This window comes from Ochrovirga pacifica, assembly GCF_000220525.1.
Classification (GTDB): domain Bacteria; phylum Bacteroidota; class Bacteroidia; order Flavobacteriales; family Flavobacteriaceae; genus Ochrovirga; species Ochrovirga pacifica.
The window spans coordinates 25,855-40,071 of record NZ_AFPK01000022.1 but is presented as its reverse complement, the minus strand read 5'-3'; the positions used below and the strand labels follow the sequence as shown (position 1 = coordinate 40,071).

Here is a 14,217-nt window from a genome sequence, read left to right as displayed (position 1 = left end):
GCAGGTTTTTTAGGTTTTAAACCAACGGTAACGTTTCCGATAGAAATATTACAAACTATAAAAACAAGAACTCTATGAGAAAATGGACATTGCTACTTGCTTTAATAGCTATATCGTTAGTAGCACAAAAAAAACAAAATCCCAACATTATTGTCATCTTAGCAGATGATATCAGTGCACGTGAGTTTCCTATTTATAAATCGGATACATGGAGTTCGGTTAAAGGAAATAAAGACTCTCATGATTTAAGCATAAGAGCAAAAACCCCTGTTTTAGACAAAATTGCAGAAGAGGGAGTATACATTAAAACAGCATGGGCTTCGGTAGTGTGCTCTCCAAGTAGAGCTATGTTGATGACTGGTAGATATCCGCATATCCACAAATGGTGGGGGAATAAAACCTTAGGGAAATATACAGACGAAGCGGGGAATTTGGGAACGTATCCGTTGTTTGCAAGTTCTCCTTTAACTATCGGAGTGGTGGCTAAAAAAAGTGATTATGCCACCATGTGGTCTGGCAAAAGTCAAATGCGTAACAAAAATTTACAGAATTTTGGTTTTGATGAAGGGGTGTTTACACCTGGAGAATCTGAAATTTCTAAAGAAATAGGAGAAAATCCTTATACCAATTTTGTGGTATCAATAAAAAATGTGAATGGAAAAAAAGAGTTGGTTAACGAAGATACTGGCAAACCTCTAGGGTACAATTATTATGCTGCTGCTAGTTGGTATTGGAAGCCTCATGTATTGTTAATGAATCATCCCTCGTCTAAAAAACAATTTGAGTGGTGGCCAAACACAAAAGAATCCAAAAAAGAATATGGAGTAAACACTTACGGACCCGATGTAGAATTGGATTTTATTTTTGATTTTATGGAACGAAAAACCAAAGAAAAGAAACCGTTCTTTGTGTATCATACCACACATTTAGGGCATGCTGCTATGAATTTTTTAAATCCAAACCAGCATGAATATAAATGGATTGAAACCCCAAAAATTACTTGGGAAAACGGAAAGTACGTACGCACAGAACCTAACATTACAGGAGAAAAAGGAGTATATAATACGCACAATTCCCTATCTCCTAGTGGTATTCATAGTCATGTGAATTATTTAGATTATCAAATGTGGTTGTATCTAAATAAGTTAAAGGAGTTGGGGATAGATAAAAACACTTTGGTAATTTTTTGTGCGGATAACGGTTCTAGCAAGTATGGTAAGAATAGTTCAGATATTCAGAAAGGAACACATGTGCCTTTTCTAGTGTATGGCCCTGGTTTAGGATTTACCAAAAAAGGTGAACAAGACGTATTGGTCAACCTATCAGATATTTTGCCAACCCTTGCAGAAATAGGTGGTTTTACTTTTCCTAAAGATTATGAAATTAACGGAACAAGTTTGTGGCCATTCTTAACAACGGACAAAAAAGAACACAGAAGTTGGGTTTATGGTTACAAAGCTGATATGCAAATGATACGAGGAAGTAAAGTGTTGAAAGATGGACGAGATAAGTGGTATGATGTAAGGGGGAATCCGTCAGATTTAATAAGTTTTCCTGAAATTAAAGATTGGAGCAAGGTGTCGTCAGAACTTAGGGCAGAAAGAGATGCTTTGAATAAAGTCTTGCCTAGTTTTGATATGTTTGATGAGGCTCAACACGGACCCTTGTCAGAAATTCATCAGCAAAAAATAAATAAGCAAGCCGCTGCCAAACATAAAAAGGAAAACGCAAAAAAGAAGAAAAATAAAAGAAAGATTAAATAGAAATGTTTGAAAATTAAAACGTTTCCGTGGCGAAATTCTTTGTTTTGTGTCGTAAAAATTCATTTTTTTTCAGCATTTGATGAGATACAGATATATTTGATCAACTTGAATAAAATGAAATTTATATGAAAATATATAAACACGTTGTGAAAAGATGGGTATTTGTTTTCTTGTGTATGCTGACTACGAACACTTTGTTTTCTCAGGGTAAATTGATTGAATTAAGGGGTTTGGTAAAAGATGCAGGAGATTTTGAAGTCCCTTTTGCTTCTGTTTTTTTAGAAAATAGTAGAGCTGGAACCACCACTACCGAAGACGGAGAGTTCTCGTTAATTGTTAAAGAGGCTGATTTACAAGATGTGTTGACAGTGAGTAGTTTAGGTTTTGAAACTTACAAAATCAAAGTACAGGACTATCTAAAACTTAGTGAGAAAAAAATTATACTAAAAGATGCCGTAGTCGCTTTAGATGCTGTGCGTATTTTAACTCCAAAAGAGTATGTGCTTAAAGCTTTGGATCGTTTAGAAGAAACTACAGTTAGCGATACACATATGCTAAAAATGTTGTACCGCAGAGCTTCTAGTGAAGATGGAAAAGCTCGTTTTTTTATGGAGCAGTATTTAAAAGTATTAGATCAAGGGCCTTCTGCTTCAACACTTAGGGCGATTGAGGTCGTAGAGAGTAGAAAATCTGCGGATTATCGTTTTGTAAAGAAAAAAGAGTTTAGACATTCTGTTATCCCAATGACTGTTCGAAACTCTCTAAGACACTTGTCTTCAAGAAATGTAAAAAAGGCCAAATGGGAAAATGTGGGTAATTCATCCTATGAAGGAGAAGATGTTGTGATAGTAGAAGGAGGAATTTATGATGAACATACCAATAAGGTAAAATTGTATATAGGAATGGATACTTACGGAGTGTACCGTGTAGACAATACCTCCAACAATTCGGTGTATATTTACACAAAAAACAAAGAAGGGAAACTGTATTTAAGTTATCACACTAGAGCTTGGGAGTCTAAGCATACTATTGATGAACATCTGAGAAAGCTGTTGAAGAAAAAGCCAGGTGAGCATCAGGTTTCAACAACCTATAAACACGAAGTATTTGTGATGGGGATTGAAACAGATCGCAAAAAAAGGAGAGTCAACAATCAGCAAGAGGCACATACAAAAGACATGTCTCTTTTAAAAATACCGTATCATGCTGATTTTTGGTCTGACTTTAAAGCTCCGCCAGAAACCAAGTATTTCAAACAGATTAAAAAAGAATTAGCCTCACATTTTGGTGTCCCCTTAGAACAGCAGTTCAATTTGGTTAACCGATAGCACAAAAACCTGTACATTTTGTACAGGTTTTATTTTTTTAAAAAGTTGCTTTTGTATATTGTTTAAGAAAGCTTGTTACGATAACGTTTCCGTTGAAAAAACAGTGGGTTTTACTGCTAAATTGTTAGTTTTTTTATAGTTTTTTAGGCTTTCAAGTATCTTTATAATTCAAATAAAAATGGCAATATTTTTTGCTATAAACCAATCAATACTTTTTCAAATGAATTTTAAAAACCGAAACAAAAATCACTCAGTTGTTCGTAGCTTGATGTTTTGTATGTTGGCCTTTTTGGCTGCATGTGGTACAAAAAACAGAACCATAGCGCTGGTGCCAGAAGCTACCTTTTCGTTAAATGGAACTTGGAAGTTCAATACCATCTATGGCCAGGGTTATAACTACATGAACGTAACAAAATCTTCATCGGATATTGTAATTGATAATTCAGATAAAGATAAGGTTGAAATCAAAGGGAACAAATGGATTGTTAAAAAAGAAGCTGCCAAAGATTATCCATTTCAAGGAAACGACTTTTTAATAAGAAATTTTGGTCAGGGAGAGCATAAAGAAAATTACGTTCGTTTTCATCCAAAACTAAAAAAGTCAGGCTACTATGAGGCGTTTATAACGCATCCATACGCAAGCCATAGTAAGCCTTTATATACCGTTAAACACAAAAAAGGAGCAACAACTAAAAAAGTAAGCTCTCGTACTTATTGTGGAGAGTGGATTAGTTTAGGAATTTTTCAATTTGATAAGGAAGATGATAATTATATAGAAATTACCGCGGCTACAGAAGGCCAAGTGCCTGTTGATGCTGTGATGTTTCAACCCATTTCAAAAGAGATATACGAAGAAGCCCAAGCCTTACCTAATCAAATATTTTTACCAGCACATGATGATTCTAAATGGCATGATTTACAAGTGCCGGGACATTGGGGAATGATCAATTCGTACTCAAACTATACAGGAACTGGGTGGTATCGTAAAACATTTGAGTTGCCCTCTCACTGGTCTCAACAAGAGAATGAAAGAATACGTATTCAATTTGGGGCCGTTTACCATTTAGCAAAAGTGTACTTAAACGGAACATTAGTGGGTGAGCATAGAGGTGGTTTAACTCCGTTTGAGCTAGATATTACCAATGTGGTAAAATTTGGAGAAAAAAACGTAGTTGCTGTAGAGGCAAATAATGATTTTATTGTGGGAGCTACTTGGAACTGGGGAGGTATTATTAGAGATGTAACCATAAAAAAAGATAACGAGGTTCGTATTCAACATCAATACATACATGCAGATCCTGATTTGGAAAAAGGAACAGCAACAGTTTCCTTAAAAATAAAGTTAGAAAACAACTCAGCTAAGGTAAAAAAGGTTGATGTTTTTGCAAATATTAAAGAAATAAGTGGTGTTACTTTATCTCAAAAAGAGGTAGAAGTAGCAGCAAACAGCATAAAAACAATAGTATTAAAAGGGAAGCTAGAGCATGTAAAGCTTTGGCATTTTGATGATCCAAACTTATACACTTTGCAAACAACAATTGCAGATGAAACAGGCGGTTTAGATTCTCAAGTAGATAATTTTGGAATTCGAAAAATTGAATTGACCAAGTCTCAAATGTTGTTAAACGGAGAGCCTATTCGTACAGGAGGGTTTAACCGTGTGAGTGAAAATCGTTATTTCGGATCTTCTGAGCCTTTAGAAATTTTAGAACGCGATGTGGATTTGATGAAAGCTTCTGGGGCAAATTTTATGCGTATCATGCATGGAACTCAAAACGAAAAATTGATTGAGTTGTGTGATAAAAAAGGAATTTTATTATTTGAAGAAGTCAATGTACGTCATTTAGAAAATGCAGAGTTTACAGCACCTGAATATCCGTTAATTAAACAATGGACAACAGAAATGATAGAGCGTGATGCCAATCATCCATCTATTATTGGTTGGAGTGTGGGGAATGAATTAAAGCATCATTATGACTATGCAAAAATGATGATTGAGTATGTAAAAACAGAACTAGATGCGCACAGATTGGTTACTTGTGTGAGTAATTCTGGGCAAAAGCCTGCATATACACCAGAAACAGACCCGAATACGCATGTAGATTTGATTATGCATAACATGTACAGATGGCAAGGGAAGCCTCAAGAAATCTTAAATACATTAAGAGAGAAGTGGCCAAATAAACCCATTTTTATTTCAGAGTATGGTTTTGATCCGTATCCAACAGCTTCTTTAGATGGTGACAAGCCCATTGTTTCTGAATGGAACAATCATTACAGAGGAAAAAACGAGTTTGTGATAGGTACTTCTATGTGGACGTTTAATGATTATAGAAGCGGTTATGGAGGCACCTCTGCCGAAGAAAATAGAGTGTGGGGCGTAATTAACGTTTGGGGGCAAAAAAGACGTTTGTTTGAGCGTTTTCAGAAAGAAAATAGTCCGGTAGAAGTGCTGGCCTTAGGAGAGGTAGATTTGGCTAAAAAATCAACTACTATTAAAGTTAAAACAAAAGACCTAAGCAATTATCCAAGTTACACTTTAACCAATTACAAACTGGCGTATACATTCTACAGTGAGAGCGGAGAGGTTTTGTTTCAGAAAAATGTTGGTCTACCAACCTTAAAACCTGGAGCTTCTTGGGAGGGTACTATTGATTGGGATGAGTTTAAGAATCCTTATTTGCTAAAAGTAAGTCTAATAAATCCGTTGGGGTATGAAAGGGCTAAAAAAGAAGTGTTTTTTAAGTTACCAACAACTCCCGAAATCCAAGAAATTGTTGCAGGTAAAGAAGGCGTACGAGTGTATTTTGACAAAGCATATGGGGTAAAAGAATATAAAGTAGCGTATACTACTCTAGATGGAAAAATGCATTATTCTGCACCTACCATATCTGATTTTGTGGAAATCAACACAGAAAAAAAGCAGGTAAAAGAAGTAGCCTTGATCGCAATCAACGGAAAAGGAGAAAGCCAAGCCTCAGAGACGTCAATTGTAAAAGGGAGTTCTAAAAAATTACCCCCTGTGATTTGGGAGTCTTTTATCAAACACAACAAACTAGTTATAGGTTATTCTAGTGATTTTGAGGATGAGGTTTACACTGTTTACTACGGAACAAATCCAGAGGAACTTACCAAAAAGAAAACATCCAATGTACGTGGTATGATGACGATAGATTTAGCAGATGGAGATCAACCGGCGTATGTAAAAATTCAAAGAAGAATAAACGGGAAATGGAGTGCCTTATCGCCTGTTTTCAAAATAAACCAATAAACCAAATAGAAATGAAATCAATTGTAAAAACGATAGCTATTGCAGCCTTGTTGGTAGCTTGTGGAGCTAAAAAAGAAAAAGAAGCAGAAAAAAAAGACAGTACGAAAGTTGAGCATTACAAAATTGAATTTGGAAAAGTTGCGAAGTCAGCTGTTTTTAAAGAAGAAGGTTTGAGTGTTTGGGGAGGATCTTTGGTAAAAGGTGAAGATGGATTGTACCATATGTTTTACTCTAGATGGCCTAAAGATATTGGTTGGGAATGGGTAAACTATTCAGAAATAGCCCATGCAACCGCTCCAACTCCATATGGTCCTTTTACATTTAAAGACGTGGCGTTGGCAGACAGAGGTCGTCAGTTTTGGGATGGATCTACCACTCACAATCCTACCATATTAAAAATAAAAGGAAAGTATTACCTGTACTATATGGGAAATACAGGAGATAAAAAAATAGTAAGTGTGCCTGGAAAACAAAAAATCAATTGGCAACACAGAAACAATCAGAGAATTGGGGTGGCTGTGGCAGATTCTCCTAATGGACCGTGGACGAGAATGGACAAACCAGTATTAGACATTAACCATACGGATGAAAATGCACATGATGCGTTGATGACTTCAAATCCGTCGGTATGTGAAATGGCAGATGGAAAAATATTGATGGTATACAAAGCAGTAGGGAAGAAATTTAAATTACCAGCAGGAGGTCCTGTGGTGCATATGGTAGCCATTGCAGATTCTCCAACAGGACCGTTTAAAAAGTTTCCAGATCCAGTATTTGTGTTTGAAGGAGAACGTTTTCCTGCAGAAGATCCTTATATCTGGTATCAAGATGGAAAATACAGAGCTATTGTAAAACGCATTAAGTTTGAAGGGAAAAAACGTATTTTTTCTTTGGTGCACTACGATTCTGAAGATGGAATTTCTTGGAACAAAGGGAAATACTTTGATATCTCTGACAGAACTGTAACGTGGGAAGATGGTACAACAACTAAGTTTGATCATTTGGAAAGACCACAAGTGTATAGAGAAAACGGAGAGCCTGTAGCCTTGCTATGTGCTGCTGATACCATTGATGCAAACAACGTTCGTCACTCGTTTAATATTCAAATTCCGCTAAAAATTACCAAAGAATAAAAAAAATCTAACCATGTTTGTATCTAAGTTAATTATGCCAAATTCTTTCCTTTGCTTGTTTTCCATAAGTGTAAGTTGGGCGTGTAGCTCTGCTAATGAAACACAAGTGTTTCCAGATCCTCCTAAGGAAGAATCACAAGAAAAAACGTGTGAAAAAGCAAATCATAATCAGGGAGGTGTCACACTTTCGGAAAGAACGGATACAGACCAATGGCAATTGGTATGGCAAGATAATTTTGATTATTCAAACGAAGAATTAGATAAAAATTGGATATCTCAAAATGGGCCAAGTGGTCATATTCTTTCAAGTAGGTGGAGAGACAATGCTGTTGTTAAAAATGGTGTGTTAGAACTCATCGCAAAAAAAGAAAGTAGAGGGGGAGCACAATGGACTACGGGGAATATCTGGACCCGTAAAACATTTGGCTATGGATATTACGAATGCAAATACAAATATGCAGGTGCAGCAGGAACCAACAATTCTTTTTGGTTGTTTCCTAGAGACAAAGGAGTTAACAATCCAGAGGTGATTTGTGAATTGGATATTAACGAAGGTCATTATCCAAACGAGGTGAATACTAACAGACATCATTGGAAAAATGGAAAGACAGAAAATAACCAGTTGAATCACACAGCGGGACTTTCTCCTGGTTATGCACATACTTTTGATGAGGTGATTACGACCCAACGAATTCGTTTTTCATCTCAACATGCTACTCATTTTCACATACGAGAATTTAGCGTGTTACAGGCACAAGAGAACTGCCAATATCCACAAGATATTTTGGCTTTGGATTTTAATGATGCTGTCAACTTAAGTAAAACTAGTCAGGTCACTGCAAGTGGTGTTTACAAAGCAGGTTTTGAACCCGAAAATGTTGTTGATGAATCCACAAAAAAGAGTTGGGTGTCTCAAAAAAATGGTGAGAAATGGTTGGAGTTTTCTTGGGAGGAACCTCAAGAAATAGGGCACGTTCAGTTTGTAAACGGATGGCAAAACAAAGGGAACTGGAATAGTTTGATATCAGATTACAAAATAGAAGCTTGGGTAGATGGTAAATGGAAAACCTTGGTAGATTTTGATGTGAAAAACACACACAATTATGCGGAGGAATATCATGTGTATGGATTGGATTGGTCAGAAGATGAACTAAAGTTTTATATAGACAATCAATTGATCAGGACCCTACCTAATACGTTGTGTAAAGAAGAGTTAAATATTTATTTAAGTTTAGCCATCCTAGAACACGCAGGAGAGGTTACCGATGCCATTGATGGAACAAGTATGAAAATTGATTGGGTAAAATATTATCAAAAGAAATAAAGTATGAGAAGGTTAGTAGGTACATTTTGTACACTTATGGCAATGATGTTTTTGGTTGCCTGTGACTCTAAACAAAAAGGAGCATCACAAAAGGCTGTTTACAATACACAAGTATCCTTAAACGGGACTTGGCAGTTTTTGGCCTCAAATGAACTTACAGAAGCATCAGTATTGAAAGAGAATTTTACAGAATGGGATACCTTAAAAGTACCAGGGAATTGGGATACTACGGAGCGTTATAGTACCTATAAAGGAAAAGGTTATTATCAAAAAAGCTTCCAGGCACCAGAAGGTTGGGATAACAAACAAATTCGCTTAAAGTTTGATGCTGTCTATCAAACAGCAAAGGTTTGGTTAAATGGACAATATTTGGGAAAAAATGTAGGAGGGTATTTACCTTTTGAGTTCAATATTACACAATACATAAAATTTAACGAACCCAATTCGTTGGTGGTAATGGCAGACAATACCATTCGAAGAGGAGCTTGGTGGGCTTGGGGAGGTATTAGCAGAAAAGTAACATTGTTTGCTGATGAGTCGGTGCGACTACAGCAGCAACACATAGCGGCAGTACCTAATTTTGAAAACAACAAAGCGAATTTTACCATTAAATATACTTTAGAAAATACCCAAAGCCACGCTCAAAAAGTGGCACTGCACACAAGTTTAGCATCAGAGGAATTAGAGCCAGAAACGATTTTATTGGCTGCGAACTCTGTAAGTACCAAAGTCATTCATTTTCAAAAAGAGCTGTCAACCTATACGTTGTGGGATTTAGACCATCCAAAATTGTACTCACTAAAAACGGATGTTTTGATTGGAGATAAATTATTGGATGAAGCGACAGACAATTTTGGAATTCGAAAGTTTGAAGTAAGAGGCACACAGTTTTTCTTAAACAATAAAGCTGTACGATTGCATGGGCTGAACCGTGTTCACGACCATCCAGACTATGGAAATACTGAGCCTGATGCTTTGGTAATACAAGATATGAAAGACATTATGGCTTTGGGAGGTCGTTTTTCAAGGTTGATGCACGCACCTCTATCAGAAAACATTTTGGAGTTTTGCGACAAAAATGGATTCTTACTAGTAGAAGAAATTCCAGTTTGGGGTTCGGTAGATCCAAATTCAGTTCCCAACAATCCATTAACACATCAATGGATGAAAAAATTGGTAGAAAGAGATTTCAACCATCCATCGGTAGTGGCTTGGAGTGTGGGGAACGAACTGAGAACAGATCAACCTAAATGGGGGAAACAACATTTAACTACAAATCAATACGGCTATGCCAATCAGATGTTAGATTATGTGAAGTCTTTAGACAGTACCCGATTGAGAACTTATGTAAGTAATACTGCTTATCAAGGAGGAATTATAGGAAATGAACCTTATGAAAAGGTCGATTTTTTATCGGTAAATAGTTATGGTCATGCCCTAAAAATTGTAGAAAAAGTACACAACAGATTTCCAAACAAACCCATTTTCTTGTCAGAAATAGGGCGAGGACAAATTGGGCCTGCTCCTAATGCAGAACTAAAACAAGAGTTGGTGGATTGGATGAAACAACTAAAAGAGTACCCATATGTTACGGGACTTTCTTTGTGGAGTTACAACGATTATCGTAGTGATTACAAAGGAACCCCCGAATCTGGTTTTAGAGAATGGGGAATTGTAAGTGAACGCAGAGAAAAGAAAAAAGCATATAAACAGTTAAAAGAAGTGTACAAGTATTGGTTAGAAAACTAAGATGATGAAAAAAAGATATTTATTTATTTGTTTGATAGCTGTTGCGACCCATGCACAACATTTGCCAAAGTCGTTAGAACATACGTATGAAACTGAAGCGAATCCTCGTTATTCAGACGAATTTAATGCGGATAGAAAACACCATAAGTTTGATGCCAGTAAATGGCATTACCGTCAGCCCAAACCTTGGCGAAAAGGGTTGGCTACAGGAAAAGAATACGTACAAGAAAAGGACGGAAAGTTGATTTGTTTTGGACGTAAACATGAAAAAAAAGCAGGAGGAATTGTATCCAACAACTATTTTCAATATGGATTTTACGCATTTCGATGGAAAACAACGGGAATTCACGAAGAGGGAAAAAATGTATGGCATCCTTCGGTTTGGGGATCGTTGGATGATACTCAAAAAGGCAAAGTGCCCTATACCAGTGGCAAAGGAGATAGTTGGATGGAAATTGACATTATGGAATTCTCTACTTGGAAAGCCAGCGGGACGGATTGGAATGCAGATGCTCCAGCCTATATATGGGTAGATTCAATTAAGAAACGAGCTAAAGTAAACAAATTAGGTAAAAAGTTTGGTTGGAGAAAAGCCATGATGACCGATGGGAAAAAAGACAAATACAAAGGCAAGGTAATCGGTTCTTACGGTTTTAATGAGTGGCAAACCATGGGGATGGAATACCATCCAGATTATTTGCAATTATGGTTGGTAGACGAAGGAGAGTGGGTGCCTGTTGGACACCGAATTCACTTTACAGATAATAACGTAAAACCAAGTTTAAGAACCGTGCCTAAAAAGGCTGTAAAACCATTGTATTGGTATATAGGAAATCTGTACATGCCACAAGGAAAAGCAGCTGTTACCGAAGAACAAATTACCGAATGTACTTTTGAAGTAGATTGGTTTCATTTTTATGATTTAAAAAAATAGTACATGAAGAAGTTTAAAAAACACATAGCAGCATTTCTTTTGGGAATGGTAACAATACATGCACAAGAAAAGCCCTTGAACATTCTATGGATCAATTCAGATGATTTGGGTAGAGAGGTAGCCTGTTATGGAGAACCAGAAGTAAAAACACCAAATATAGATCAACTAGCAGCAGAAGGGAGAATGTATTCCAATGCCTATGCCAATGCACCTGTGTGTTCTTCTAGTAGGTCATCTCAGATTACGGCCATGTATCCTACAGCCATTAATGCTGAAAATCACAGGACAATGGAACGTAAAGAATTGCCAAATAATATCAAACCGATTACTGATTTTTTTAAACAAGCAGGTTATTTTGTTTCCAATGGATCGGGGTTGACTTTGATGAAAACGATGGGAAAAAAAGATTATAATTTTTCTCCAGATATCAAATACGATGGAACACACTGGAGACAAAGAAAACCAGGACAACCTTTTTTTGCACAAGTACAGATCAAATATCCGCACCGTGCGTTTGTGTATGACAAAGAACATCCTGTAGATCCAGACAAAGTACGTTTGCCTAAAGAATATTTAGATCATCCATTGTTACGTGCCGACTGGGCTAAGTATTTAGAATCTGTGCAACATTGTGATAAGGTAGTTGGGCAAGTATTGGCACAGTTAGAAGAAGATGGATTGGCAGAAAACACCGTGGTTTTCTTTTTTGGGGATCATGGACGTCCGCATTTAAGGGACAAACAGTTTTTGTACGAAGGAGGTTTGAGAATACCTTTAATCGTTCGTTGGCCAAACCAATTAAAGGCAGGAAAAAAAGACAAACGTTTGGTAAGCTTGGTAGATGTAGCAGCTACTACTTTGGCTATAAGTAACTTAAAAGCTCCTTATGCTTTATATGGAAAAGTGTTTTTAGGAAAACAATGCGAAAAACGAGATTATGTATTTGGATTTAGACAGCGTACCGGAGATGCCGTAGAAAATTTACGAAGCATTACCGATGGACGTTACAAGCTAATTTGGAATAGAACCTATGACCGATCTTGGATGCAAGTAAGTAGTTATAAAAAATTGCAATACCCTGCTTTTGCTTTGTATCATTATTTGCATAGCAAAGGAGAATTGCCAGCACCTTACAATCAGTTTATGGCTGAAAGCAAACCAGAATTCGAGTTGTTTGATTTAAAGAAAGACCCTTCAGAATTTCACAATTTGGTGGGAGAAAAAAAGTATGCAAAAATTCAGAAAAAACTATTGATAACATTGAAGAAAGAATTGGCTGAGGCTGAAAAAAACAATGTTCCCGAAACAGAGACCGCAAGACAAAAAGGAATAGATGGTTCACAAAAATATTACAGCAACGCGGTTTCTAAAATGCACAAAGGACTTACGCCTACTGCGAGTTACAAAACTTTGGTAGAAGCATGGGAAAAAGAATTGTTACATTAATTAATACACAATAGCTATGAATTTAAAAAATATAGCGGGAGCTCTGTTCTTAACAAGCTCATTATTACATGCCCAAAAAAACGCATCCACATTTGATTACAGTGATTGGAAATTGGCTTGGGAGGATGATTTTAACTATGAAAATAAAGACCTAGATAAACAGTGGGAATCTGCCAATCATTCTAGTTTTAACTTATACTGTAGCCGATGGAGAGAGAATGCTGTAGTGAGAAATGGAGAATTGCATTTGGATATTCGTAAAGAAAAAAGAGGTGGTCAAGATTGGACCGCTGGGAGTGTTTGGACAAAGAAAAAATTCAAGTATGGATATTTTGAATGTCGATACAAATATGCGGGCGGTGAGGCTACCAACAACTCTTTTTGGTTGATGACCAAACCAAGAAAAGAACCTTCGGAAGGAAAAATATTTGAAATAGATATCAACGAAGGACATTATCCTAACGAAGTAAGTACCAATATCCACAATTGGTCAGATATTACTGTATTGCCTAACGGAAAAAAGAAACATCCTAGTTATAGCAAGCAGTTTTACTTTGGAGCAAAACCTGCTTACTCCATTCAATTAGAATTACCCGTAGAAACTCAAAAAATACGTTTTGTGTCTCACAACAGTTCAAGATTTAATATAGGAGAATTTCGTGTGTACAATGTTATAGAATCTGGAGAATATCCAGAGGTGCTGTCTCCAACTGCCGATCAAGACATTCCTGGTTTGATCAATTATGCCAGATCAAAAGATGCAACCATCAGTTCTAGTGGATCATTTAGTAAAAAAGCCTCAGAATCTAATTTGGTAGATGGAAATCCGTTTAGCTCTTGGAGTACCCAACAAAAAGGAGACAAATGGGTAGAGTTTGAATGGAAACAGCCCATAAAAGTAGGCTGTATTCAATTTACCAACGGATGGAGAGATAAGAACAAAAACTGGCGTAGCTTGATTCATCAATACAAAGTACAATATTTAAAAGATGGAAAATGGCGAGATATATCTGTGTTAGATGCAGGTGCAGACAATGATTTCTCTGAAGAATTCCATACATATGGTTTGGAGTGGAACAAGGATGAGTTGGTGTTTTATTTTGATGGTAAAGAGTTAAGAAGAACCAAAAACGAATTTTGTTACAGTGAAACTCCTATTTGGTTAAGTTTGGCTTTGATCAAATGGCACGGAGTGTTAAAAGACGATTTGGATGGGAAAAGCATGAAGGTGGATTACGTAAGATATTATCAGAAGAAATAATAAATAGA

At 36.5% G+C, this 14,217-nt stretch carries 9 protein-coding genes; all 9 read left to right on the top strand.

All coding sequences use genetic code 11. The annotated features are described in order from the left end of the window. Nucleotides 1-74: 74 nt before the first annotated feature. Nucleotides 75-1,763 (top strand): sulfatase-like hydrolase/transferase, encoded by a 1,689-nt coding sequence (locus FS85_RS0103245; protein ID WP_010134596.1) that lies wholly within the window; start codon nt 75-77, stop codon nt 1,761-1,763. Nucleotides 1,764-1,888: 125 nt separating this feature from the next. Continuing rightward, the gene (locus FS85_RS0103240) at nt 1,889-3,091 is read left to right on the top strand and encodes a carboxypeptidase-like regulatory domain-containing protein (RefSeq protein WP_083823623.1); all 1,203 of its coding nucleotides are present in this window, start codon (nt 1,889-1,891) and stop codon (nt 3,089-3,091) included. Nucleotides 3,092-3,311: 220 nt separating this feature from the next. After that, a complete protein-coding gene (locus FS85_RS0103235; RefSeq protein WP_010134594.1) occupies nt 3,312-6,362 on the top strand; it encodes a glycoside hydrolase family 2 in 3,051 nt (1,016 codons plus the stop codon). Between the two features lie 11 nt (nt 6,363-6,373). Further along, nucleotides 6,374-7,495 (top strand): glycoside hydrolase family protein, encoded by a 1,122-nt coding sequence (locus FS85_RS0103230; RefSeq protein WP_010134593.1) that lies wholly within the window; start codon nt 6,374-6,376, stop codon nt 7,493-7,495. A 13-nt stretch (nt 7,496-7,508) separates the two neighbouring features. Then, entirely contained in the window at nt 7,509-8,819 is a 1,311-nt protein-coding gene (locus tag FS85_RS0103225; protein ID WP_010134592.1) for a family 16 glycosylhydrolase, read from the top strand. Between the two features lie 3 nt (nt 8,820-8,822). Then, a complete protein-coding gene (locus FS85_RS0103220) occupies nt 8,823-10,568 on the top strand; it encodes a glycoside hydrolase family 2 protein (protein ID WP_010134591.1) in 1,746 nt (581 codons plus the stop codon). Between the two features lies 1 nt (nt 10,569). Beyond that, nucleotides 10,570-11,502, top strand: a complete 933-nt coding sequence (locus FS85_RS0103215) for a LamG domain-containing protein (RefSeq protein ID WP_033194542.1) — start codon at nt 10,570-10,572, stop codon at nt 11,500-11,502. A gap of 3 nt (nt 11,503-11,505) precedes the next feature. Continuing rightward, nucleotides 11,506-12,948, top strand: coding sequence for a sulfatase family protein (locus FS85_RS0103210; RefSeq protein WP_010134587.1), 1,443 nt, complete (start codon nt 11,506-11,508; stop codon nt 12,946-12,948). 16 nt (nt 12,949-12,964) lie between these two features. Next, the gene (locus FS85_RS0103205) at nt 12,965-14,209 is read left to right on the top strand and encodes a family 16 glycosylhydrolase (protein ID WP_010134585.1); all 1,245 of its coding nucleotides are present in this window, start codon (nt 12,965-12,967) and stop codon (nt 14,207-14,209) included. The last annotated feature ends 8 nt before the right edge of the window (nt 14,210-14,217 follow it).

What these genes read in the sequence shown, in the direction of transcription:
- FS85_RS0103245 (WP_010134596.1), top strand. Translation starts at nt 75, where the DNA reads ATGAGAAAATGGACATTGCTACTTGCTTTAATAGCTATATCGTTAGTA.
- FS85_RS0103240 (WP_083823623.1), top strand. Translation starts at nt 1,889, where the DNA reads ATGAAAATATATAAACACGTTGTGAAAAGATGGGTATTTGTTTTCTTG.
- FS85_RS0103235 (WP_010134594.1), top strand. Translation starts at nt 3,312, where the DNA reads ATGAATTTTAAAAACCGAAACAAAAATCACTCAGTTGTTCGTAGCTTG.
- FS85_RS0103230 (WP_010134593.1), top strand. Translation starts at nt 6,374, where the DNA reads ATGAAATCAATTGTAAAAACGATAGCTATTGCAGCCTTGTTGGTAGCT.
- FS85_RS0103225 (WP_010134592.1), top strand. Translation starts at nt 7,509, where the DNA reads ATGTTTGTATCTAAGTTAATTATGCCAAATTCTTTCCTTTGCTTGTTT.
- FS85_RS0103220 (WP_010134591.1), top strand. Translation starts at nt 8,823, where the DNA reads ATGAGAAGGTTAGTAGGTACATTTTGTACACTTATGGCAATGATGTTT.
- FS85_RS0103215 (WP_033194542.1), top strand. Translation starts at nt 10,570, where the DNA reads ATGATGAAAAAAAGATATTTATTTATTTGTTTGATAGCTGTTGCGACC.
- FS85_RS0103210 (WP_010134587.1), top strand. Translation starts at nt 11,506, where the DNA reads ATGAAGAAGTTTAAAAAACACATAGCAGCATTTCTTTTGGGAATGGTA.
- FS85_RS0103205 (WP_010134585.1), top strand. Translation starts at nt 12,965, where the DNA reads ATGAATTTAAAAAATATAGCGGGAGCTCTGTTCTTAACAAGCTCATTA.